The organism is Aquiflexum sp., assembly GCF_977115555.1.
On sequence record NZ_CDSBKL010000015.1, the window covers coordinates 1 to 24989 of the forward strand.

Below are 24989 nucleotides of genomic sequence, written 5' to 3' on the forward strand. Positions count from 1 at the left end.
AAGTTTGAATCTGATCGGAAGTCTCATCCTAACCGTTACCGCGCGGCCTGTTTGCTTGCCTGGAGTCCATTTTGGCGCTCCTTTTACAACTCTGAGTGCTTCTTCATCGCAACCTCCTCCGATACCTCTAAGGAGCTCTACGTCCTGCACTGTACCGTCAGTGTTTACAACGAATACAACATATACTGTACCTTCGATACCCATTCTCCTTGCTTGAGTTGGGTATTTCAGGTTTTTCCTCAAATACTCATTCCAAGCTTCCATTCCTCCTGGGAATTCAGGAGAATTTTCAACCACGTCAAATATTTCATCTGCTTTTTCCACCACAGGTGCATCGGCAATGACAACTTCTTTGATAACGGTTTCTTCCTGAACGTCCACGTCAAAGTTTACTTCGATTTTCTCTTCAATCTCAACCTCATCAGGAATTTCCTGAATCACCGGCTGCTCAATTGGTGGAGGTGGCGGTGGTGGCTGCTCTGTGATCGGAATATCAAGAAGTTCTTCAAATTCATCGGTAACGCTACCTAAATCTTTCAAATTCCTATCATCGAAGGATTTGTATTCAAAAGCAAATAGGCATAACCCGACGCTAATGGCTAATCCAAGATTCAGGAACATTCCTGTTTTCTTGGATAAATCCGCTTCTGGCGTCTTTTTAGCTTCCATGGTTGTTAATTTATGAGGTTAATAATTTTTTACAATTTAAGAGATAACAATTTTAGCCATTTATTTTAATTTTTACAAGAGATCAATTTGCCTTGCATAAAATTATTGAACCAATTGGCCTATTTTTTTTTCTCTTCAGTGATTAAGATTCGATAATGAAGTGTTTGTTCAGATCAAACGATTTGGAGTACTGAATTTTCCCTACAGCCAAAATTAAAGACCAATTTTAAATCTATGGCTAAGTGGTTTCCGGCTTAAATGATATTTAAGCGCCTACCAATTCAGAATATTCTTCAAAAGACAAAAGATCGGAAGGTAAATCACCTGAAAATTTCACTTTGATCATCCAGCCTGACTCGTAGGGAGATTCGTTTACAAGTTCAGGTGAAGATTCCAGCTCTTCGTTGAACTCAATGATTTCCCCTTCCAAAGGCATAAATAGGTCTGAAACAGTTTTAACAGCTTCCACAGTGCCAAAAACTTCACCCGAGGCGATGGTTTCACCGACTGTTTCTACTTCGACATATACGATATCCCCAAGTTCTCTTTGGGCAAATTCTGTTATTCCAATAACTGCGATGTTATTTTCAATTTTGACCCATTCATGGTCTTTGGTGTACTTGAGCTCCTTTGGAAAATTCATATCTGATTTGATTAATTGTTTTCAAAAATACAAGGATTCGACAAATGTAAAAACCTATTGTGCTAAATTAAATCGTAATTGTCCTCCAAAGGCTGTAGAGCTTCTACGGAAGGCTGTGGTGACTCTTGGATCGTTGATGGTACGGTCAAAATAGATTGTAATATTGAGGCTTTTACTCACGATATACCCTATGGTAGGGCGTATCTGAATATTCAGATTCCCGTTGGTCACCGTGCTTCCTTCTTCAATTTTTCTCTGGACCTGCCTTGTATCCACTACTTTGGTACTCAGTCTAAACTGAAGGTCATTCTCTAGGATTTCCTGTCTGCCCTGAATCTTAAATGGAATCTTCACTCCCGCTTTGGTATATCCAAGGTCAAACCCAAAATCCCGGCTTGTTTGTTCTGTTACCTGTGCATTGGAAAAATTCAGACCTATGTTTCTTTCGGTATTATATTCCATGACGATATTCAGCCTGTCTTTTGTCAATAAATTGACACCGATCAATGGTCCAAAGCGCTCTGAAAGAACAACCTGATTCAAAATGAAAATGGGGATATACTCACCGAACTCGTTGGTGAGGTTAGCCCCCGTGATATTCCGGATACTGTTATACAATTCGAGACCTTTGTTATAGAGAAGTGAGTTCGAAAAATTACTCACATCGTAAGTCGAGTTATAAACATGGGTCAGGCTGATACTTGAGAAATATTCTTTTAAAGCCGGTATCTGGCTCAAGCCTTTGTAATCTACCCTCCAATTTGGTATCGGGATTTTTGGGAATGGATTCAGTTCAATGGTATTGGGATCTCGCCCTGAATAGGCGGACAAAAAGGAAAGAGTCAATACATCCTGACCATTTATTGAATATTCTCCTCCCGGGTTAAGGGCATTCAATCTTGACTGGATGATGCTTCTGTTTTGTTCAAAATCTGTAAAGAGCGGGGAGTTGTTGTTTTGGTCATCCCTTGCTAAAGTTGTTTTGATAATCGAATAGGTAATACTGTAGGCTCCCGATCTATTAGGACTGAGGGAAGTAAACTCTCCGAGATTTTCGGCAGAATTTCTAAAAATCTCTGTGTAATCTCCCGTCTCTCTTTTTCTCGCTTCCAAGGTTATATTGAAATCCTTGAAGGGTACGACCAATCCCGTGAGCTGTAAATTTTTGGTTTGATTTTGCCTGAAGAGTTGGGTCATCTCAGTACTTGGGGCCATAAGATTCCGCTCAGCCAATGTAAACCTGATATCGGGGTCCTGATTTCCAAATATGAATCCAAAACCCGGATTCATAAAACTTCTATCCAAACCCAACAATCCTGTCTCTGCCATATATCCGGGCAAGAAAGTCCCCTCTACAATTGAATACCGAAAGTTGATATCCTTGATCATGGTTAGAAACTGAATGGTTTTCCTTGTGAAAGGCGTACCGATCGTGTCCTCAGCACTGACAGTAGCAGTTCTTCCGGGAATACTTGGCCGCTTTGGAGCATTCAAAGCCCGGTATTTTGCGCTTTTATTATAGAGCTTGACAAAATCAAATTTGCCGACAATGGATCTATCTCTTGTGTTTTGAATAACATTACCCAATGTATCCCTCTGCCCGATAGCACCTGTAAGCCATGAATAGGTAGCTGCATATTTGTAATCCATTCCTATCCAATCCAAGGCGCCTATTTTATCAAGAGGCAACTTGTAATTGATATTCACTTGGTGGTTATAATTGGTCGTTCTTCCAAAATTCCTGATGTTGTTCCTCAGTGAATCCCTTTTGGATTCTGAATCTATGTCTCCTTCAGGTTCATCGACTACTGCCAATACTCGGCTGAGGTAATCCACCCGAAGGTTTTTGGTCAAATCCCAGTTTAGGTTATATGTCCGGTTGATAAAGAAACTTTTTTGGAAGAATGGATCTACTCCATCTATGGTCAGTTGGTCATTTCGGTATTGTGTACGCAAAAACCGCCTGTCTACATCCACTCTCGCGGCAAATGAAGTCGGGACAAAATTGAAATTCATATCCCTGATCAGGCTGAATTTATCTCCTCCGACCCAAGAAGAATTTTTGAATGGCTCAAGAACAACAGGCTTTGGCTGGTAGACATAGGCAATATTCCCCAGGTATGTCTCAAAGAGATAACTTTCCGTATTGATGTTACTTTGCCGCACGGAACCATGTGCATAGGAAAATGAGAAGTTGCTCAGGTCATAAACGCGGTTCTTTTCTTGGTTAGGATTTTTGTTTTTCCGGACATTGGTGAAGCCTATGTTTCTTCTGGTCATTTGATCCAATACCTGATTCCTATAAATATCTCTTTCGGATTCATTCTGGAATTTTTGGAGAGCCAGATCAAAGAGTACATCAGGATTCAATGGATCGAACTGCGGTTTGGTGGTGGCATTTTCAAAACTGATATACATCGGAATCGTCAAGTTCAATCCTTCGGGAAGGATTTTGTGGAGATTGACATTGGCAGACACATCGTATTGGGTGGCTGAGGTTATTGCTCTCTGTGATAGTCTTGTCTCCAAGCCTCCAAATCCGAATGTATTATGCCTCACAGAAGTGGAAATCGTGGCTACATCAGCAATTTGTGCGTTGAGTCTTGCATTGGCAGCCCATCCTGTAGATTCTTTAAATCCTGTTAATCTTAATTCATTTGCCCAGATACAGATTGATTTGGAAGCACCGCTGCCGCTTCCGGGATTTCTTACTCCGATCATCATACCCTGTACCAGACTCAGTTCGGGCCGACCTACCACAGTCACTTTGTATTGCCTTATATCTTGGGAAAAAGCCAAATTCAAAGGCACCTTTCTGTTGTCTCTTTCTATTTTGACTCCGACGATCTCATTGATGGCAATGTCGATTTCGTTTTCCAAAGGCCATATTTGCTGTGGGTCTCTTACCCCTAGAGGAGTGATATTCAGGGGGATTTCGATTTCATAATAGTTGTCAGTATAATCTGTTCCTAGTCTAAGGAATGCCATCATTTCACCATCTTGGGCATCTTGGCTGCTGGCATGGATAAACATCTTCAGCCGCTCAAACTGCACCATGTTCAAAGAATTTGCATTTTTGAAAACAGCCCTGGCATCCTTTGCCTGAAGGTCTTCCACACAAAGTCTGATAGATTGCTCATTCAAAACCCTTTCGACGGTAGCTAGATTATCCCGGTCCCTGATGATTCCGGGAGGTAATACGTAAGGGCTTGAAGTTGCACTTCCTTGTCCATTGTCTTCGATATTGACCACATCCACGCTGAAATTTGAATTGTCAGGTTCAGGAATTTCAAAAAATCCTCTTTCGTAAAGAGATTCTAAAAATACCCTCCATTGGCTTGCCACCAACCGGAAGTTTGCCATTCGGAGTACAACGGGCTGCTCGAAATCAGTCAGGTAGGTCCTCATATACCGGATAGATTTGAAACCGGAGATTTCCCCCTGGACCCTATCAGGTGTCCTGACAGGAATTCTGAAAAGATACCAATTTACTTGATCACCACTTTGGCTAGAAGTAACTTTGTCTACAATGTAGTTTTTTCCCACTTCCATTTCACCTTTCCTGAGGTCAATTTCATATTCGTAGTAGGCTTCGAGTTCATTGACCGTATTGTCTGTATTCAGATCCTCATTGTCGGGAAGGTTGGACCCGGCGGGTACAAATGAAAGGTTGCTGTTATTTGAAATGGGGGTGTTCCCATCCATACCGTTGAATTTCTTATATCTTTCCAGGATTTTGACGTTGTTGTTGTCAAGTTCCTGATCCAAATAATATTGAAAATTATCAGCGGATGGGTCATTCTTGATGGTTTGCAGTGCAGCGGGACTTACATTCAAACGATCAATAAACCTGCTTCGGAAAAAATCTTCTTCTTCCTCATTTCTAAGCCCATCCATACCGACATCCTGGTTGATCCTTGATTCAGGTGAATTGTCAAAAGCCGGAATCAGGAATTGCTGCTGAGTGATCTTTCCCCATTCAGTGACATTGACATTATCAGGATTTCCGTCTGCGGGAAGTCCGTTTTCAAAGCCATGTCGTCCATCTCTAATGACATCTTCCGAAATTTCACCAAGATTGAATACCAATTTCCCACCTGTGGTGTTGTTTTGGTTAAATTTTCCATCCAAAACCCTTCCGTTTTCTCCTTCTATAAATGGATCCAACAGCCAGAATTCAAGATATTCTATATTGGTTCTGTCAAAATCCACTTCAGTCGTGATGGGCCTGGTTACGCCACCGTAATTTTTGCGGGGATTTGGAAGCAGGCCATCCGTTGTCAGGTCAGGATTGTAATTATACATTCCCCTTTCGTTTGGAAAATAGGCCAGTTCAAAAAGCGGTTCAGGTACTACAATGACATCACGGTCCCTGTTTTGGAAGATTTCCTGAGGCAGAACTCTCCTTACATAATGGTTGACGCGGTCTTCCTGGTTGATGTTGGAGGGAACATCTGCGCCTCCTTCTCTGTAGAAAATATTGTCAATATTGTACCATGCTACTTTTGCTCTTCTGTAGGCATTACCCAACCTATCCGGAGTGATTGCGCTCAAATCAAAAAGATTATCATCAGTTTTTGGGGTAGATGCCAAATGCCAGGTCTGTGCAGCAGAACCACCCAAACCATATGGGGTAATTGCAGTTTCGAAATCGTCGATATAGTTTGTAGGCTCTCCCAATACCTGATTGGATGTTCCTGGAAGCAGTTGGGCAAATTCTCCACTAACCTGAATAAGGGATTTTTCTTTTGTATTTGTAAATGGAAGAGCATCTGCCAATTTTGTCAGGAACCTGGATTCATCGCTAAAATTGGCATCCAATCCCCACATGCTGTTCCTGAGGGTTTCATTCCCAATGGCAATCCTGGTAATATTAGGGCGCTCGTTCAAATACAGGAAAGTACCTCCGATGTTAAATTTGTCATTGAGAATATAATCAAGCCTAGTCCCCAATAAACTTCGTGTTTGAAATGATACCAAATCTGCCTTTTCAAAGCTGATAGAGATTCTTTTGCCGGATTGAAGGATTCCTTCATTGATTATATTTACTCTCCCAAAATTATAATCAATCGTAAAATCCACCCCCTCTGTCAAAGGGATATTACCTGCCATCACGATCACTGATCCCGGAGAAATGTTCAGGCCAGGTAACAATATTTCAGAAGCCGATCCGGCAGTAAGCCTTCCTTTGATAAAAAACTTATCATATCTAGTTACCAATTCCGCATCGGCAAGGGTTGTCCGGTAGAGGGTGTCAAAAACGTATTTATTTGCTAAGTTAGCTTCGTTGGGTAAAAACTGATCCCGAAGGGTTTTTCCGAAGGGTTCCAATACCGGAAAGACCAATAATCCCCGTTCGGGAAAAATGGTAATTCCTGGGATAAAGTCAAAATTCCCATCAGGTGCGGGATCGTTTTGAGGGTTGAGGTTATCCAATCCAGTCAGCCTGATCAGTGGTCTGTTTTTAACATTTTCACCTTCTAGTAAAGTGGGGTTATCCAGACCCGTCCTGTCATCCCGGTAGATTACCTGTAGTTGAAAACCTTCCTGTTGGATTTGGCTGGCATTCAGGTTATAGATGTTTTTCATCATCAGATCCCAGGTTGGAATTCTGATATTAATCCGTGCAGGCCGGAGCATTTTCAAAAATATTAGGTCACTGATGGGACGGTTTTGATAATCTTCTGACAATTCACCGACTTTATATACCTGGCCGTTGTAGGTATATTCAAAAGATACAGCCAAGACCTCATCATTTTGAAGTCTTCTGGAAAGAGAAATGTATCCCAGTTCTCTGTTGAATTGGTATTCAGTCGCGGCTAGCTTTCTTGCCCCGTTGACCTGGTCAAAATCTATCCCTCTTGTTAGTCCAAGATTTGATTCTATGGCACCCGAGCCCGTATCAAATGGTCGGAAAGCCGGATTTCCATTGAGGTTATCAAAAAGCAAATTGGCTTGGTTAAATGCCGGAGCGCCAGGATTTCCCGTACCGATGCTAGGATTTTCCGGTTTGTAAATCCTTCTGCCTTCACCCAAGTCAATGAATGCGGTAAAATTCCTCAAGGTTTCGGTATTCTGGGCGCGGTTCATTATGTAAACCTCCACCCTGGTAATATTGAGTCCGGAAAGGATCTGGGGAAGTCCTCTCAGCCATCGCTCGTAATTGTCTCTGAAGAAATGCGCCAAAAAGAAGTGGCGGTTTTCGTCGTAGGAAGATCCTTGAACTTCAAATTGCCTTCCCTGTCCACCAGCTTCGATGACTAGTTCATCCCTCCTTCCTCGTTGGGTGGAAGCAACTCCAGTTACAAATAGCTTGCCGAACTGAAGCTGGGTTTTGACTCCAAAAAGATTTTGAGCTCCTTGAATCAGACTGTTTTGGACGGGCATGCTTACGTTACCTATTTCTATGGATTTGATGATGTCCTCCTTGAATCCTGTATATTCCGCTTTAAGTTGGTTCTGAAAATCAAAGGAATTGTTTGAGTCAAAGTTTGCACCGATTTTCAATTTTTGTCCAAGTGTGCCGTTGACCGCCATTTGTATCTGTTGGTTGAAATTGAAATTGCCGTTTTGTTGCTGCCTGACAGGTATGGAGGGGTTGTCAATCCTTCTAAAAATTGCCCCAAGATCCAAATCCACAAATCCCGTCGGGATGATATTGATGTCACTTCCACCAAAAATCCTATCCAGACTAGGACTAGTGGTAATAGGCGGAATCAGGTTTCTGCCACTGACAGGGCTTTCTCCGTCTAGACCCTTTGATCTGCTCCTCCAATACTCCTGCCTGACTCTGAATTCCTGGATTTTTGAAAATTCATCAAAGTCATACAACATTCCAGGGTCAACATCCGTGGAATCCATTTGATCTTGTATTCGGTATCGAGGTATAGAGTCCATCTCCACCTGAATAGTGGGTTGGATTGGATTTGCTTGGTAAAACGGGGAATTTGTATGGAGAAAAGGGTTTTGGATGGGGAATAGGGGATTTGTCCTCGTATTTTGCCAAAGCAAAAATGAAGGAAGCATTCTCCTTTTGTTCAGAGAATCAATTCTGCTCTGAATGCTATCAGATCTGGTCTGAACGCTGTCAGCATTGATTTCTTGGGCCTGTAAATTATTAAAAAACAATAAGCAATAGACCAGTATCAGAACACCTAATGGTTTCAAAAGAGTTGTTGCGCTTTTTTTTGAAAAAAATTGCGGATACAAAAGACAGTCAGGTTTGTGATGATTATGGGTTTTTTAAAGATGCTTTAATTAATTCTTCCAAAGAAATTTCCGGACCGGTTTTTTTTAGAACAGTTGCGATGTTTTTTTCTGCAATTGCCTTGGTAAACCCTAATGTCAGCAAGGCTTGTAACGCCTCCTCTTTTGTTTTATTGTTGGTTTTTGAAAAGGAGGAGCTTGAAATGACTGCATCCGCATAGGATTCTTTCTTGATCTTATCCTTCAATTCAAGGATTATTCTCTGTGCAGTTTTGGTACCCACACCTTTGACATTTTGAATAGTACGGGCATCCTCGTTTACAATGGCGCTTTCTAGCTCATCTGATGTTAAAGATGATAGAATCATCAATGCGGTGTTAGGTCCAACTCCGGATATGGAAATCAGGTTAAGGAATAGTTTTTTCTCTGAATCCTGTCTGAAACCATATAAAGTATGTCCATCTTCTTTGATACTTAAATAAGTGAGGAGCATAACTTGCTCCTCATCTTTGATTTGGGAATAGGTTTGTAGTGAAATTTTCACTTGGTACCCCACGCCTGAAATGTCAATTATGACAAAGGTCGGGTCTTTATAGGCCAATTTCCCATTTAAATATGCGATCATTCTTTAATCCTTTGTTTGGGCATCCACCACTGCGATAGCTACCATGTTGATAATGTCCCTTATAGAACTTCCAAGCTGTAATATATGAACAGGTTTATTCATCCCCAAAAGTACCGGGCCGATCGCTTCTGCATTTCCCAATTCGGAAAGCAGCTTGTAAGCTATGTTGCCTGAACTCAGGTCAGGGAATATCAGGGTATTTGCCTTATTTCCGATCAAAGTACTGAAAGGATAATTTTCCTTTTGGATATCTTCATTCACAGCCACGTTTGCCTGCATTTCTCCTTCAATGATTAATTCCGGATACCTGGCTTTTGCCATGGCAGTGGCGATGGAAGTTTTGGAAGCCACTTCGCCTTTTGCAGATCCAAAATTAGAATAAGAAAGCATGGCCACTTTTGGCTCAATATTGAAAAACCTGACGCCACTTGCTGTCAATCCTACAATTTCTACCAATTGCTCAGCGGTAGGATTTACGTTGACGGTTGTATCGGAGAAGAAGAATGGTCCTTTTGAAGTGTTCATGATATACATCCCTGCGACCCTGTTGACATTTGGTTTGACTCCGATTACCTGCAGTGCGGGTAGAATTGTTTTGGGGTAGTCCTTGGTCAATCCTGAAATCAAAGCATCAGCCTCTCCTAGCTCCACCATCATGGCACCATAGTAAGTTCGGTCTTTCATCAGGCGGATGCATTCCGCTGGGGTCAGTCCTTTTCTTTTTCTTTTTTCGTAAAGTTTGTTACCAAAAAGCTTCAGTTTCTCTTCGTCCATGTACGGATCAATGATGGTCACTCCTGTTAGGTCCAGATTGTGTTCTTCGATCAAAGTATCGATTTTTTCTTTATTTCCAAGCAAAATCGGGATGGCAACCCGCTCATCTCTTAATAGTTGGGAAGCTTTGAGGATTTTGACATTGTCTGCTTCAGCAAATACCACGCGTTTTGGATCTTTCTTGGCCCTTGTCACTACACGGAGCATGAGCCTTTGGTCTATACCAATTCTTTCCTGAAGTTCTACATTGTACGCTTCCCAGTCAGTGATAAAGGTTTTGGCAACTCCTGAGTCCATGGCTGCCTTAGCTACCGCAGGTGCAATGGTGGTAATCAACCTTGGATCCAATGGCTTCGGGATCAGATAGGTTTTTCCAAAAGTAATTTTATTGTCACCGTAGGCCCTGTTAACAATATCTGGAACGGGTTCTTTTGCCAAGGCAGCAATAGCCTTTGAGGCAGCTAATTTCATTTCTTCATTGATGGATGTAGCCCTTACATCTAAGGCCCCGCGAAAGATATATGGAAAGCCGAGAACATTATTCACCTGATTGGGATAATCAGATCTTCCTGTTGCCATAATGATGTCCTCCCGAGTGGACATGGCAAGTTCATAGGCAATTTCAGGATCTGGGTTGGCCAATGCAAACACGATGGGGTGTTCAGCCATAAGAAGAATTTGATCAGGGCTTACAGAATTAGCTGATGATAAACCAAGAAATACATCTGCTCCTGTCATTGCCTCTGTCAGGGTATGTAAATCCCTAGATGTTGCAAATTCTTTTTTTGTATCGTCCAGATCAGGTCTATCTTTCCTAATCACTCCCTTTCTGTCACACATGACAATATTGTCAGGTTTGACTCCAAGGGCCATGTAGAATCGGGTGCAGGCAATGGCAGAAGCTCCGGCGCCATTTACCACCAAAAGGATTTCCTCAATTTTCTTGTTTACTACTTCCAATGCATTTAATAATGCAGCACCGGAGATAATGGCAGTCCCATGCTGGTCATCATGCATGACGGGGATGTTCATTTCTCTTTTTAGTGTCTGTTCTATGACAAAACACTCAGGTGCTTTGATGTCTTCGAGATTGACCCCTCCAAAAGTAGGCTCAAGGGATTTGATGATATGGATTAGTTTGTCAGGATCATTCTCTGCGATTTCAATATCAAACACATCTATTCCTGCAAATTTTTTGAAAAGAACTCCTTTTCCTTCCATTACAGGTTTGGAAGCTTCCGGGCCAATGTTTCCTAATCCAAGCACTGCAGTACCATTTGAAATGACAGCAACCAGGTTGCCTTTGGCAGTGTATTTATAAACACTTTCTTTGTTATCAGCTATCTCCAGACACGGTTCTGCAACTCCCGGTGAATAAGCCAGAGCCAAGTCTAATTGGCTTGATAGGGGTTTTGTGGGTACTACTTCGATTTTTCCGGGTTTCCCCTGTGAATGGTAATTTAAAGCGTCTTGTTTTCTGATTTTAATGGCCATAAAGGATTATTGTTAAAACGGATCAGCTCGCCTGTTCTTTTTTATCTAAAAGATCAGTAGCCAATAATATGGTTTCTATTTCACGGATTGCTTCACGGTGTGCTTCATTTGGGTAATAGACAAAACCCTCCATATAATAAAGCTTTCCTTTTTTGGCATCTACAATCACATAAGCCAAAAAAGATCCTCCCATGCTGAGATTATTGGTTTTCCATCCCCCGCGGATTTCTACTCCATAGTTTTCCTTAATTAGGAAGTTTTTGAAGAGTGGAGAGGGATCTACCCTTTCGATTGTCAAATATGAGTTTTGATTGTTTGGGTCTCCAAAAATGTGTTTTTTGGTGATTTTTTCGCGTAAAGCCATGATGGAATCCGGGAAAGCCTGTTCCTCGGATATGTAATCTGTCTCATAGAAAAACAAGCTAATGTCCGGTCGGCTTGTGTTGGGGGTTGGTTGCCTCAACCAAAGAAAATTATCTTCAGATTTTACTATTTGATAAGAGGCAGGAGCATTGATTGCCAATCCCAAACCTTCTGAGGCAACTCTTGCTTCTGAGCTTTTTCTACTCATCAATACTTTCTCAAGTCTTTCTCTTTCACGTACCTGAAACAGGTTCTGAAGTTTATTTTTGTTCTTCAATAAATTTTCAACAAGTTGTTGTTCATTGTTACCAAAAAGGTAAATCACTTCTTGCCCTTGGGCAAATTCATCCTCACTTCTCAATAAATAGAGACTTGGGTCACTTGCTGCTTTTTCCTTGGCATCCTTTGTGAAAAGGGCATTGATGTTTTGACTTCCAATTTTTTTATCATCAAAAGTGGTTACAAAAATGATATTGGTGGACATTTTGAATATCCTTGACATGGCGCTTGGATCAATTTTTCGGATGTCAAACATGCTTTCTCCTCTGATCAGTCCAGGTACATCTGACTGAAAAACTTCTCTTAGCGCATCGCCGACAGGTCCGTCCCATTTGACTGAGTCAATGGCTAATACTATTTCCCCAATTGCACCTCTTGCCTTAGGTTTGGTGGAGGAAGAACCTTCACCTTCCTCACAGCTCCAAACTGCCATTGAGACAAGTATAAGGAGCATCTTAATGGTCATTTTTTTGAAATTTTCCATAATAGTTTTTTTAAGATATGTACAATTTAGGAATTAGAATAACCAGAAAAAAATTTTACTAACAAAATAGGTTAACCGATTTTTAGTTTTTGCCCCGGTTTGATTTGATTAGAATTGAGGTTGTTGAGTTTTTTGATTTGATCAATGGTTACTCCATTGAATTTTCTCGAAATTATCCAAAGTGAATCGCCAGGTTGTACAGTGTAAAATTGGGGTGTGCCTGCTGTGGTTCCCGTGTTATTGGCAAGGGTGGACTCAAATGAATCACCTTTTTTATAGATAGATAGTTTTTGACCCACTTTGATGGTGTTTGATCTGAGGTTGTTCCAATTTTTGATATTGGTAACGGTTGTACCATGCCTCTGGGCAATGGTTCCAAGAACATCTCCGGATTTGACCACGTAGGTGATTTTGTTTTGACTTGACAAGGTCGGGCTTGTTGTCGCAGTGGCTGCTTTTTGGTTAGTATTGGCTGTTGGAGTGGGAATTGTTCTTAGTGCTACAGACCTCTCAGTGGTTAATTTGACAGCATCGGCAAATTGCTCCTTGTTTTCAGTGATATAGCTGACTTTTGATTTTGGTACATTCACAGCCATATATTGATTGGAGGCTGGTATCAATCGATTTTTAACTGAGGGATTTAAAGCCTCCAAATCTTCAATACAAATCCCTGAGACAGCCGCAAGTTGCTCCAGATCCAATTCCTGATTAAATTTTATTTTATCATAAACCATTGGATAGGTTGGTTGCTCGAGGATAAGGTTATGATCCTCTGCATAACGCATGATGTACATCATTGCCTGAAACTGGGGGACATAACTCCTGGTTTCTTTTGGCAGGTAATTGTAAACACCCCAAAAAGTCTTTTTTCCTCCTGATCTTCTGATCGCTTTCCTGACATTTCCAGGGCCACAATTGTATGCAGCCAATGCCAACTCCCAATCACCAAACATCCGATAGAGTGATTTTAGGTATTTGGCGGCGGCGTCGGAGGACATTTCAGGATCCATCCTAAAGTCTACATCCTTGTTGTAATCAAGACCATACATCTTTCCTGTTGCCGGCATAAACTGCCATAAGCCCAAAGCACCGACTCTTGACTTGGCTGTTGGACTCAATCCCGACTCGATAATGGATAGGTATTTGATGTCTTCCGGCATGTCGTGGTCCGAAAGAGTTTCTTCAAACATTGGGAAGAAGATATCCTTTCTTTGGATCACCATTTTGGTATATTCCCTGTTTCTGACCACAAAGTAATTGATGAAAGAGAAGATCTTTTCATTCAATTCAAATGGCATATCCGTATCCATTGCTTTAATCTTCTTTGCCACTTCATCATAAGTGAAATCCGGGATATGTTCAAAATGGTAAATGGGAGCAATAGTTTCTTCCTCTATTGTAGCATTATTGATTCCGAACAATTCCTGACTGAATGCAAAGGGCTGAAAAAGAAAAATAAGTAGAAAAGTAAACATTAAGGAGATAGATAGATTTTTCATTGCCGGATGATTTTGAGTTAATTACTATTAAGTTCCATCAGATAATTGCCAAAAGCGTATAATTCAGCCTCTTTGAATGAGTTTGCCATTATCTGGATGCCAATTGGTAAACCCTTATTGTCTATGCCATTTGGGAGGGACAATGCCGGCACTCCTGATACTGAGGCCTGAACTGTAAATAAATCTTCCAAATACATGGCAACAGGGTCATTGCTATGTTCTCCAAACTTAAACGCAGTCGAAGGCGTTGTCGGCATAATAATATAGTCAAATTTATTCAATACCTCTTCAGTAAATTCTTTAATTAATCTTCTGACTTTCTGTGCTTTGGTGAAATAAGCATCATAATAGCTCGCGCTGAGTACAAAAGTCCCTAACATGATCCTCCTTTTTACTTCATCACCAAATCCCTCAGACCTTGTCATCTTGTACATACTTTCCAGATTGTGGGCATTTGGGCTACGGTAGCCATATTTTACCCCATCAAACCTCGACAAGTTAGAGCTTGCCTCTGCAGTAGTTAGGATATAGTAAGTGGGCAAGGTGTATTTAAGCAAAGGAAAATGAACTTCTTCTACCTGATGTCCTTCCTGTCTCAATTTTTCCAATACTGCCAAGGTATTTCCCTTGATTTCAGGCTGGAGGGCATCTGACTCAATGGTCTCAGTGATATAAGCTATTTTTGCTCTTTTACCAAAATGCAAAAGTTCGGAATAATGGGGGACAGGTTTTTTGGAAGCTGTGCTATCAAAGTTATCCGGACCTGCCATGATTTCCATCACAAGTGCATTGTCTCTGACATTGCGCGAAAGTACACCAATCGTATCAAAGGAAGATGCATAAGCAATCAAGCCCCAACGGGAAACCCGAGAATAGGTAGGTTTGATTCCTACAAGTCCTGTAAAAGCGGCGGGCTGTCTTACCGACCCACCTGTATCCGTTCCCAAAGAAACTGTACATAAGTTTGCCTGAACGGCTACAGCAGATCCACCTGAAGAACCGCCCGGAACCCGGGTTTCATCAGCTGCATTCAAGACCTTGCCATGGGCTGAATTCTCATTTGAACTACCCATTCCAAACTCATCACAGTTGAGCCTGCCTATAATAATGGCGTCCTCATCAATCAACCGCTGTACCGCAGTCGCTGTAAATTGGGATTTGAATCCTTTAAGGATTTTGCTGGAGGCGTTTGATTCGTGGTCTTTATAGACCAAAACATCTTTGATCCCCACCACCATGCCGGCAAGTCTACCGGCTTTTCCGGAAGCTATTTTTTCATCCACTTTGACAGCTTGTGCCAAAGCGGAATCCGTATAAACTTCAACGAAGGCGTTGAGGTGCGCCTTCGTTTGGATGTTTTGTAGATAATAATTTACTATCGCTTTACAATCGGTTTCCCTATTTTCAAGCGACTTGGTAATGTCGTCAAATGAAAGGAATTTTTCCAAGGTGTTTACTCTTTGATTCTGATTATTCTTTTTTCTTTTTATCCTTAAGACCTTCTTCAAGGTCGTCCTGAATCTCCTTGGTGGCATCCTTGAACTCTCTGATTCCTCTTCCTAGTCCTCGTGCCAATTCAGGGATTCTTTTGGCACCAAATAGCAGAAGGATAACAACTATTATCAAAATAATAGAACCTCCGCCCATGTTTTGCAAGAAACCCAATGTAGTCATGATGGTATTGTTTAGATTTAATATGATACAAATATATAAGAGTGCCATTCTAACACAAAGGAAAGATTGGTCCTGATGCCTCTTTTTTTATAAATATACGATTTAATTGTTTTACCGTCCCGTTAACCAAGAAGAAGGGTCCATCGGTTGAAGTCCTTTCCATGTTTCGAAGTGTACTTCTGCAACTCCTTCTTTATTGGTATATACCTGTCCAAGTACCTGCTTGGCTTTTACCTTGTCCCCTGATTTGACGGAGACGACTTTTAGTTTGCTGTACATGGTATAGTATTCTCCATGTTTTACTACGATTGTTCCTCCATATCCTGGAAGGGTAAAGATCTTAGTGACCTCTCCATCAAATACAGACCTGACACTGGAATTTGGTGTAGTCTGAATATCAACCCCATCATTATCCTCGGTGATTCCTTTCAATGTCGGGTGGGGATGTGTGCCATATCTTTTGGTCACAAATCCTGTTTCGACCGGCCAAGGTAGCTTACCTCTATTGCCTGCGAAGGAACTCGAAAGTGCAGCTGCTTCAGGTGTTAACGGAATACTGCTGCCTGAAGATTTGGATGCGGTACTGTTTTTCTTTTTGGCTTCAGCCTCGGCCAACCTTATTTCTTCCTCGATGATTCTCTTGATCATACTGTTGAGGTTTTCCTGTTGTTTTTTGGCTGATGCTATTTTTTTTCTTAGGTCTTGTTCTTGCTTCGAAAGGTTGTTTACAATTCCCTGCTGTTCTCTCTTTTCCTTGTCAAGTTTCTGCTTTTGTTCTTGCTCTTTGGTCAATACGACTTGTTTTTCCTTTTTCTTTTCTTCCAAAAGGTTCTTCTGGAAAGCCAATTCCACTGTTTTTTCATTGATCAATGCCACTTGTTTCTTGCGGGCATCAGAATATTGCTTGAGGTATTTGAGCCTCATGTAAAACTGTCTGAATGTGCCTGAACTGAAAATAAAGGCTGTCATCGTCAAGCCCGAATTTAATTTGGAAGAAGTGTAAACCATGCCGGCATATTCCTCTTTCAGGTTTTTGAGATCGGATTCAAGGGAAGTGATTGCGGTTTCAGTTTCCTTAATTTCCCTATTGATGAGTGTGACTTCGTTATTGAGTGTCCGGATAAAAGTGATCCTAGTCTGAAGTTGTTTGTTGACTACATTTAATTGACCAACTGATGCTTTTTTGGTGTCAGAGGTCTTTCTCAACATTTGGTCAAACTCTACCAACCGCTTTTGGATGTCGGCTTTTTCTTTTTCCAATTGGGCCCTTGTTTTTTTTGTCTGAGCCAATGCCTCAACCTTTGGGAATGCCAAAGCAATCGAAAAGCATAGAAGGAAGGCAATGTTGATTCTCATTTTTTAAAAATGAAATGGAAAGGAAACAGGTTCAGATAAGTAGTCTATCCGGCTAAATTCCAGATGAATGATGGCGTTTTGGAGACCTTCTGCAGAATTAAAAGAAAGTTTCAGCAACATCTTGTTTGGAAAGGGTTGACCGTTGACATTTTCAAAGGTAGGATAGCTGGCCATAAATGCTCCCATATCATCCAAAGTGTTGCTTGTCAGCTCCACTACTTTGCCATGGGCAGTACTTATTCTTGAATGGTATCTGATCCCTTCCCGCACCTGGGTAAGTTCAAAATATTTTCCTGAACGGAGTAACCTGTCTCTGTAACTGAACTCCTGTGGGACATTTGCAAACAGAATGTTTTGAATTAATGAAAGGTCTAATTTCAAGCCATACCTGTCCAGCATTTCTACAAAACTGACGTTGATGTCATCTCCGTTTATCCGGTCTTTGATCCGCATTTTTTCTTCAGTGACCATACCTCTTAGGGCCTCTACACCCAATCCAGGCGTGATGCTAAACCAAACGACACTGTCTTTTTTTGCCCTGATGTTGATAGTTCCTTTGGTCAATTTGCCATCGGATTCCTCAAGTACTATCCTTCCTTTGGCACTTATATATTGATACTCAAAATAAACAGGATTGAATTCCTGCATGATTTCATTTGAGGTATATAGGTTTGGTTTTTTGGCACATCCTGAAATGAAGACTATTAAAAGAAATAATGAAGCTATTAAAGGCCTAATCATAGTACTTTTTATCCTTTATCTTTTTCAATAAAAATTCAGAAGTTTCCTCCCCACCCTCTGCTTTCTTCCAATAGGCAATGGCTTCATTGCTGTTTCCTAACAGGAAAAGGATATCTCCATAATGCTCCAACATCACACCGCTTGGAGATTCTTCGTATTGCAAAGCAAGATCCATGTATTTCTTGGCTCCTTCATAATCTTTCAATTGGAATAAAACCCATGCATGGGTATCAAGATAAGTGGCATTTTTTGGGAATCTTTTGACCAACTGACTGGACATGGTTTTGGCCTTTTCCAGGTCTTTTTTGGCAAGCGAAAGGTAATAAGCATAGTTGTTTAGAACGTGTTCGTCCTCAGGATTTACTTTTAATACTGCCTCGTATGCTTCAAATGCCTTTTCAGTTTCTCCTGTCAAATGGTAGGCATCTCCCAATTGCCCATTGACAAGGAGGTCAAGTTGGGGATTTTTTCCGCTGTTGATTTCAATGGCTTTGTTCAGAGAAGTTGTTGACTCAGGACCTTTTTTGAGAGCAAGTTTGGCTGTCCCATCAAAAAACCAGAATTCCGGTTTCTCGGGAAATTCTCCCACTGCAGTTTCTGTGATCTGTTCAATTTCAGCAAAGTCTTTTCCCAATTCAAACATCGTTGTAATTACCCCTTGGAGAACTTGGGGATTAGAAGGGTTGATGGCAATAGCTTTTTTATATAAATCCAAAGCCCCTTCCTGATCTCCTTCAAATAATTTCTTATCCCCCAATACGGTCAAAATGTCAGCATCATTTGGATGGTTGGAAAGCATGCTTCCGGCAAGATTTTCTAAAAGATCATCTCTTCTTGTTGATTTGGGCTCCTGAAGGATCCCTGCAAATGCCTGGGCCTTTACCTGTCCTTCGAGATCAGGGTTGGCAAAGGCTGTTTTGATTGATTCTTCAGCCTTGTCGATTTCCCCTTTGTCTTTATAAAGGGCATAGGCAGCCATTTGGAGATCAGGCTGATTGGGATAGGAAGCCAGAGACTTTTCTACAAGCTGAATGGCTTGATCTGTTTTGCCGTTATTGAATAGGATTTCAACCAGGTTGATTACATACTGAGAATTTCCCGGTTGGGAATCAATCAGTTTTTCACCTTCTGAAATTGCACTGCCAAGGTCATTTTTACGCAGGAAGATTTTTTGTTTTTGTAGCGTGATTTGTGGGGCCATCCCATAATATTCCTCAGCCGATGTCAAAGCTTCCAAAGCTTTGTCAAATTCATTTCCGGCAAGATACAGAGATGCCAGATCAAGGATGTAATTTTGGTTTTCACCTGAATTAGCCATTAGGTTTTCCAAAATGGCAGCCGCCTTTTTGGTGTCTCCTTGTTTGGAATATACCTCTGCCATCACCAGGTTGTAATACTTGTTATCAGGATCCAACTCCACTGCTCTCATCCCGTATTCCAAAGCTTTGTCTACTTGGTTGGCTCGCAAAAGAATCTCTGCAATTTTAAAATTGATGGCAGGCTGGTCAGGACTTAGTTCTCTGGCTTTTTGGAAATAAAAATAAGCCCTGTCAAAATCTTCCTGCATCAAAAACCGCTCTCCATCTATGAATAACCTGGAAGCCTGTGCTTCGATAAGTTGCTGTTTTCTTTCTTTTCGAGAAAGGTTGTCTTGTGAAAATGCGCTGAAACTGAGAAGCAGCATCACCGAAAAACTCAATATTTTTTTGATCTGTATAGTCACAGGTAAGGTTTGATTACGGTTTTGATTTTATTGACAAGGTTGGGAAGGAGCCGTTTTCACAATTTGACTGAGGTAATTACCCATAGTAAATGGCAATCACTTACTTAACGCAAACATAGTACCTTTTTGTTCTTTTTGGTAAAAGGCAATTTTACAAGCGGTTCTAATTTCCAATAGTTAGAGAAATAGGATTGGCTTTAAACTTTGCCTGTGCTGCCATATCCTCCTGCTCCCCGCTCGGTTTCGGAGAGGTTTTCTACAGAATCCCATTGAATCTGTTCGTGCTTGGCAATGACCATCTGTGCGATCCGCTCACCGTCTTGAACCACAAAAGGTTCATTTGAAAGGTTTACCAGCAACACTTTGACCTCGCCCCTGTAATCGGCATCGACGGTTCCCGGCGTATTGAGTACCGAAAGCCCATATTTGAATGCCAAACCACTTCTGGGTCTGATTTGCGCCTCATATCCAGCCGGCAACTCGATAAAAAGACCCGTTCCTATCAGCTTCCTTTCCAAGGGATCCAAGGAAACAGGCTCCTCAAGGTTGGCCCTGAGGTCAAGTCCGGCTGCCAATGGCGTCTGGTATTCAGGTAAAGGATGTTTGGATTGGTTGATTACCTTGATTTTCATGATTTTCTTTTTTTCAAAGGAGGGGCGAACTTAGGGAGTTCGTCCTTTTCAAGCCACAAAACTACAAGAACAAAAACAATCACAAGGCTATTTCTTGTAATAAATTGAAGAACAGGCTGATCCCATTCCAAGAAAAAGCCCAAATAGCTCAATCCAAAAGCCAAAGTGAGATAAAACAAATCTTTGCCGGTTTTGTATGGAATGGGGAAATATTTTTGTCCAAAAAAGAAACAAACTAATGACATCAAAAAGTAACTCAACAAGGTGCTCAATGCAGCACCCATATATCCAAGAATTGGTACTAAAACAAAAATTACAACTACAGTCACCACAGCACCAATGGTTGTAATATAAAAACTGTATTTGGTCTGATCGGTCAGTTTAAACCAAATACTGAGATTGAAATATATCCCTAAAAACAAATAGCCCAAAAGCAATACCGGAACAATGTAAAGTGCATCGGCATAACCTTCCCCCCTTAGGAAAAAACTTCCGAGAATATTCAGGTTGACTGAAACTGCTACCATCAAAATAGAGCAGAAAATCACAAAAGCATGCATTACTCTTGCGAATAATTCAGGACTGTTTTTGTCGGACGATTGGTTGAAAAAGAAGGGTTCGGCTGCATATTTGAATGCCTGAATGATCAGGTTCATGAATATGGCCAATCGGAAATTGGCTCCAAAAACCCCTCCTGCTTCTCTTTGCGTCAATCCTTCATAGAAGTTCTCGGGCAATACATATTCAAACAATCCTCTTGAAAACACCTCATTGGTCACCCCGGCTAATCCCATAAACAACAATGGCACCGCATAATGCCACATCGGTTGCAGGATTTCTTTGTCCATTCCAAACACAAATTTTCCTGAGAGTTTGAATAAAACCGGAATTAACAAGGCATTGGCAAGCAGGTTGGAAAGGAGAATGTATTCTACACCCCAATCAGGATTGTAAATGGTATTGATCAATGGTTGCAATCCTGTAAGAATTTCCCCACTCCAAACATGGTAGCAAAAAACAATAAAGAAAAGGTTGAATACCACATTTAGAAATATGTTTCCAAGCTTGGTCAGCGCAAATTGTAGGGCTTTGTTTTCTTTTCGCAACTTGGCGTATGGCAATGCCAAGACCGCATCAATGGCCAAAATCCAAGCCATCCAACGGAACAAATATTCTTGCCCCTCATAGCCAAGCCAGCTTGCCAAAGCTGGTGCACTGAAATAAATGATCGCTCCCATTGAAATGGAAGTCGTAATCAGCAATGATTGAATCTGGGCAAATACCTTTTGTGGATCGAGTCCTTTTCCTGTGGCATAGCGGAAATATGTAGTCTCCATACCGTAAGTAAAAATGATATTCAGGAAAGCAATGAAAGCATAAATTGCAGTAAAAGAACCTAATTCCTCTTTTGCAAGGTAAGCGGTATAGATGGGGAGAAGTAAAAAATTAATGGTCTTGCCAAGGATACTGCTGATGCCATAGATGGCGGTTTGTCCTGCAAGTTTTTTGAGTTGGCTCATTTTTATTAAAAAAGAAAAGGGGACTTACTCCCCTTTGAAAACCGGTTTTCTTTTTTCAAGGAAAGCAGAAGTTCCCTCTTTATAATCACCTGATTTGACACATCGGGCAAAACTATTGGCCTCCGTTTGGTAGCCATCTTCATCTTGAACAAAGACCGAATTGACGCAATCCACGATCATTCCAATCGCTAAAGGCGCTTTGCTCATGATTTTTCGGATGATTTCCTCAGCTTTTGCCATGGCTTCTTCTTTGGTTTCAAATATGTGATTAACCAGACCGAGTGCTTTTGCTTCGTCCGCGCCGATCATATCTCCTGTCATCATGAGCTCATGTGCTTTTCCCCTGCCGATCAGGTAGGTTAATCTTTGTGTGCCCCCATATCCCGGGATGATTCCTAGATTGACTTCAGGCTGTCCGAATTTGGCTGATGCTACAGCTATGCGCATGTGGCAGGCCATTGCCAATTCACATCCGCCGCCTAAGGCAAAACCGTTGACGACCGCGATGACGGGTTTGTGGCAATTTTCAATCATGCTGAATATTTCCTGACCGTTTTCAGCAAACTTCCTGGCATTCAGTTCATTGAGTTCCGCGATTTCACTGATATCTGCACCGGCGATAAAAGCTTTTTCTCCGGAACCTGTGATGATTACAGCTTTGATGTTTTTGTTATCGGCAACCTCCGTGAAAATATCCCTTATTTCACTCAGCGTGGCAAAGTTAAGTGCATTCAGTTTGGATTCCCTGTTGATGGTCAAATACAGAATGCCAAGTTTTTCTTCGGAGAGAATATTCTTGCTATCAGGCATGATTATAGGTTGATGTGGATATCAAATATACAAGCCCTCCATTCATTCCCCAAGCATTGCCATGAAAAATACCTTGAAGTACATTATGATACCTGATGAGGCCGTAGGGCTTTCCCTTTATATTTATGGTGAGCATTATGCTAATTTATGGAATGTCAACCGAGGCTTTCGGCTAATTTTCCTATTTTTGCAGGGCAATTCAAAACTAAACTAATCTATTTTCATATATGTCCGCAAAAACAAAAATCACCGTAGCTTACGGGGATGGGATAGGTCCCGAAATCATGAAAGCCACGCTTGACATTCTCGAAGCAGCAGGCGCACAGTTGGAATATGAGGTGATTGAAATCGGAGAACAGGTATACCTTAAGGGAATCAGCTCAGGTATGGAACCGGGTTCATTTGATTCTTTGAGGAGGACCAAGGTCTTTTTAAAATCCCCGATCACCACTCCACAGGGTGGGGGATTCAAAAGTCTGAATGTGACCACGAGAAAATCCTTTGGTTTGTTTGCCAATGTTAGGCCTTGCAAGGCATTTTCTCCCTTTGTGAAGACTTATTTTCCAAAAACTGATCTTGTCATCATCCGCGAAAATGAAGAGGATCTTTATGCAGGAATTGAACATAGACAGACACAGGAGGTATACCAATGCCTAAAATTGATTTCAAAACCTGGATCTGAAAAAATCATCAGGTATGCTTTTGAATATGCAAGGAAGTACGGTCGAAAAAAAGTGACCTGTATGACCAAAGACAACATCATGAAGTTAGCAGATGGTTTGTTTCACAAAACATTTTTAGAAGTGGCAAAGGAATATCCTGAAATCCAGACTGATCACAAAATCATCGATATCGGGACAGCATTGATCGCTGAAAGACCTGAGATTTTTGATGTGATCGTGACATTGAATCTTTACGGAGATATCATTTCAGACGTGGCAGCGCAAGTGACAGGTTCTGTTGGATTGGGTGGTTCGGCCAATGTTGGGGAGGAAGTAGCCATGTTTGAGGCAATCCACGGTTCTGCCCCTGACATCGCAGGGATGGACATTGCCAACCCATCGGGCTTGCTAAACGGTGCTATCATGATGCTCGTCCATATCGGTCAGCCTGAGGTTGCAGAGAAAATCGCCAATGCCTGGATGAAAACGCTTGAGGATGGCATCCACACCGGGGATATTTTCCAACCAACACTTTCCAGTAAAAAAGTAGGGACGAAAGAGTTTGCACAAGCGGTCATTGAGAGATTGGGACAAGTTCCTTCGAGCCTTATTCCTGCAGTTTTTGACAAATCTGCCACGTCACCGATGGAAATCAAATTGAGTCCGGTCACCAAATCCAAAAAAGATTTGATTGGAGTCGATGTATTTATTGATTGGGATGCGGAAGGAAGGGATCCGGATGTCATAGGGGATAGGTTAAGAAAAGCCGATTCAAATGGACTTGTTTTGCAGCTGATTACCAATAGAGGTATAAAAGTTTATCCTGGCGGAATGCCTGAAACATTCTGTACCGACCATTGGCGTTGCAGGTTTCAGACAGCCGGTCAGGCGGTAATTTCCCATAAACAAATATTGGATTTGCTTTCCCAGATTGAAGGCTTAGGGTTTGACTTTATCAAAACAGAGCATCTATATGCTTTCGATGGGGTAAGGGCTTATAGCTTGGCTCAGGGAGAGTAAAAAGGATTGGAAAATTGCAAGATTTGAAAATTGAAAGATTGGGTTGGAAGGTTAAAAAGTTGTAATGTTTTAAAGTTGATGAAGCCTTAAATAGCTGAGAAGCGAGAGGCGAGATGCGAGAAGCAAGAGACAAGAGCCAAGAATCAGGAATCGCTTTGCCTTGTCACCTCGACGTAGGAGAGCTCTTGCGGATTAATAATCAAAAAAACCGGGCAGAGATGTTCCGGTTTTTTTATTGTTGTTTGATAAACAACAATAGTATTGTTTACCAAACAACAATATTGTATTTTTACAAAAAACACTATTATGCTTTCGCAGATAATCCTTCAGGAAACATTGGCTTCCCAAAAATCTGACCTTCAAAAAAAGGATATAGGTTTGGAGCGGTTTGGAGTGAATGAATTGCCTGTCCTCAGCAGTCATGCCCTGATAGTATCAGGAATTCGGCGATGCGGGAAAAGTACTTTTTTGTTACAGATGCTAAGCAAAAGATTTCCTGATGCCATTTATCTGAACTTTGAAGACCCGAGGCTATATGGGTTTGATTTGTCTGATTTTCAAAAATTGGATCTGCTCATATCGGAAGACAAAGGGAAAGTGCTCTTTTTCGATGAAATCCAGGTCATAAAAGGTTGGGAAATTTTTGTGAGGCAAAAATTGGATCAAGGATTCCAGATAATAATCACAGGATCGAATGCATCGCTATTGAGTCAAGAATTGGGGACCAAATTGACTGGAAGACACATTACAAAAGAACTTTTCCCATTTTCATTTCAGGAGTTTTGCGAGTTCAGGAATCTGCCCATAAGTAGCGA

17 protein-coding genes are annotated in these 24989 nt (G+C 41.3%); 2 read left to right on the forward strand and 15 right to left on the reverse strand.

Going from position 1 to position 24989, the window contains the following annotated elements; genetic code table 11:
* The 15 genes from ACZFYI_RS01915 to ACZFYI_RS01985 form a co-directional block, all read right to left on the reverse strand.
* On the reverse strand, window positions 1-669 hold a 669-nt coding region (locus ACZFYI_RS01915), incomplete at its 3' end, for an energy transducer TonB (protein ID WP_462522433.1).
* Window positions 670-934: 265 nt separating this feature from the next.
* Window positions 935-1312 (reverse strand): glycine cleavage system protein GcvH, encoded by a 378-nt coding sequence (gene gcvH / locus ACZFYI_RS01920; protein ID WP_462522434.1) that lies wholly within the window; start codon window positions 1310-1312, stop codon window positions 935-937.
* 54 nt (window positions 1313-1366) lie between these two features.
* Window positions 1367-8521 (reverse strand): T9SS outer membrane translocon Sov/SprA, encoded by a 7155-nt coding sequence (gene sov, locus ACZFYI_RS01925; RefSeq protein ID WP_462522435.1) that lies wholly within the window; start codon window positions 8519-8521, stop codon window positions 1367-1369.
* Window positions 8522-8543: 22 nt separating this feature from the next.
* Window positions 8544-9143 (reverse strand): Holliday junction branch migration protein RuvA, encoded by a 600-nt coding sequence (ruvA, locus tag ACZFYI_RS01930; RefSeq protein ID WP_462522436.1) that lies wholly within the window; start codon window positions 9141-9143, stop codon window positions 8544-8546.
* Window positions 9144-9146: 3 nt separating this feature from the next.
* The gene (locus tag ACZFYI_RS01935) at window positions 9147-11411 is read right to left on the reverse strand and encodes an NADP-dependent malic enzyme (protein ID WP_462522437.1); all 2265 of its coding nucleotides are present in this window, start codon (window positions 11409-11411) and stop codon (window positions 9147-9149) included.
* A 22-nt stretch (window positions 11412-11433) separates the two neighbouring features.
* Window positions 11434-12537, reverse strand: coding sequence for a DUF4837 family protein (locus ACZFYI_RS01940; RefSeq protein WP_462522438.1), 1104 nt, complete (start codon window positions 12535-12537; stop codon window positions 11434-11436).
* 71 nt (window positions 12538-12608) lie between these two features.
* Window positions 12609-14012: a LysM peptidoglycan-binding domain-containing protein gene (locus tag ACZFYI_RS01945; protein ID WP_462522449.1), complete on the reverse strand. Its 1404-nt coding sequence runs from the start codon at window positions 14010-14012 to the stop codon at window positions 12609-12611.
* A 41-nt stretch (window positions 14013-14053) separates the two neighbouring features.
* A complete protein-coding gene (gatA, locus tag ACZFYI_RS01950; RefSeq protein WP_462522439.1) occupies window positions 14054-15484 on the reverse strand; it encodes an Asp-tRNA(Asn)/Glu-tRNA(Gln) amidotransferase subunit GatA in 1431 nt (476 codons plus the stop codon).
* 22 nt (window positions 15485-15506) lie between these two features.
* Complete coding sequence (locus tag ACZFYI_RS01955) at window positions 15507-15710, reverse strand: Sec-independent protein translocase subunit TatA/TatB (RefSeq protein WP_462522440.1); 204 nt, start codon at window positions 15708-15710, stop codon at window positions 15507-15509.
* A gap of 111 nt (window positions 15711-15821) precedes the next feature.
* The gene (locus tag ACZFYI_RS01960) at window positions 15822-17066 is read right to left on the reverse strand and encodes a murein hydrolase activator EnvC family protein (protein ID WP_462522441.1); all 1245 of its coding nucleotides are present in this window, start codon (window positions 17064-17066) and stop codon (window positions 15822-15824) included.
* Window positions 17067-17069: 3 nt separating this feature from the next.
* Window positions 17070-17807, reverse strand: a complete 738-nt coding sequence (lolB1, locus tag ACZFYI_RS01965; protein ID WP_462522442.1) for a lipoprotein insertase outer membrane protein LolB1 — start codon at window positions 17805-17807, stop codon at window positions 17070-17072.
* Window positions 17800-19530, reverse strand: a complete 1731-nt coding sequence (locus ACZFYI_RS01970) for a tetratricopeptide repeat protein (RefSeq protein WP_462522443.1) — start codon at window positions 19528-19530, stop codon at window positions 17800-17802. The genes lolB1 and ACZFYI_RS01970 overlap by 8 nt, the downstream gene beginning before the upstream one ends.
* A 197-nt stretch (window positions 19531-19727) precedes the next feature.
* Window positions 19728-20162: a dUTP diphosphatase gene (gene dut / locus ACZFYI_RS01975; RefSeq protein ID WP_462522444.1), complete on the reverse strand. Its 435-nt coding sequence runs from the start codon at window positions 20160-20162 to the stop codon at window positions 19728-19730.
* Entirely contained in the window at window positions 20159-21682 is a 1524-nt protein-coding gene (locus tag ACZFYI_RS01980; protein WP_462522445.1) for a lipopolysaccharide biosynthesis protein, read from the reverse strand. The genes dut and ACZFYI_RS01980 overlap by 4 nt, the downstream gene beginning before the upstream one ends.
* A 24-nt stretch (window positions 21683-21706) precedes the next feature.
* A complete protein-coding gene (locus ACZFYI_RS01985; protein WP_462522446.1) occupies window positions 21707-22492 on the reverse strand; it encodes an enoyl-CoA hydratase/isomerase family protein in 786 nt (261 codons plus the stop codon).
* A 227-nt stretch (window positions 22493-22719) separates the two neighbouring features.
* On the opposite strand from ACZFYI_RS01985, the gene ACZFYI_RS01990 reads away from it, so the two are divergent.
* Both ACZFYI_RS01990 and ACZFYI_RS01995 read left to right on the forward strand, forming a co-directional pair.
* A complete protein-coding gene (locus tag ACZFYI_RS01990) occupies window positions 22720-24174 on the forward strand; it encodes an NADP-dependent isocitrate dehydrogenase (RefSeq protein WP_462522447.1) in 1455 nt (484 codons plus the stop codon).
* 306 nt (window positions 24175-24480) lie between these two features.
* The coding region (locus ACZFYI_RS01995) for an ATP-binding protein (protein WP_462522448.1) at window positions 24481-24989 on the forward strand (509 nt) is incomplete at its 3' end.

Coding starts and splice junctions, on each gene's coding strand:
- gcvH (WP_462522434.1), bottom strand. CDS start 1,312: ATGAATTTTCCAAAGGAGCTCAAGTACACCAAAGACCATGAATGGGTC.
- ruvA (WP_462522436.1), bottom strand. CDS start 9,143: ATGATCGCATATTTAAATGGGAAATTGGCCTATAAAGACCCGACCTTT.
- ACZFYI_RS01935 (WP_462522437.1), bottom strand. CDS start 11,411: ATGGCCATTAAAATCAGAAAACAAGACGCTTTAAATTACCATTCACAG.
- ACZFYI_RS01940 (WP_462522438.1), bottom strand. CDS start 12,537: ATGGAAAATTTCAAAAAAATGACCATTAAGATGCTCCTTATACTTGTC.
- ACZFYI_RS01945 (WP_462522449.1), bottom strand. CDS start 14,012: ATGTTTACTTTTCTACTTATTTTTCTTTTTCAGCCCTTTGCATTCAGT.
- ACZFYI_RS01955 (WP_462522440.1), bottom strand. CDS start 15,710: ATGACTACATTGGGTTTCTTGCAAAACATGGGCGGAGGTTCTATTATT.
- ACZFYI_RS01960 (WP_462522441.1), bottom strand. CDS start 17,066: ATGAGAATCAACATTGCCTTCCTTCTATGCTTTTCGATTGCTTTGGCA.
- lolB1 (WP_462522442.1), bottom strand. CDS start 17,807: ATGATTAGGCCTTTAATAGCTTCATTATTTCTTTTAATAGTCTTCATT.
- dut (WP_462522444.1), bottom strand. CDS start 20,162: ATGAAAATCAAGGTAATCAACCAATCCAAACATCCTTTACCTGAATAC.
- ACZFYI_RS01980 (WP_462522445.1), bottom strand. CDS start 21,682: ATGAGCCAACTCAAAAAACTTGCAGGACAAACCGCCATCTATGGCATC.
- ACZFYI_RS01985 (WP_462522446.1), bottom strand. CDS start 22,492: ATGCCTGATAGCAAGAATATTCTCTCCGAAGAAAAACTTGGCATTCTG.
- ACZFYI_RS01990 (WP_462522447.1), top strand. CDS start 22,720: ATGTCCGCAAAAACAAAAATCACCGTAGCTTACGGGGATGGGATAGGT.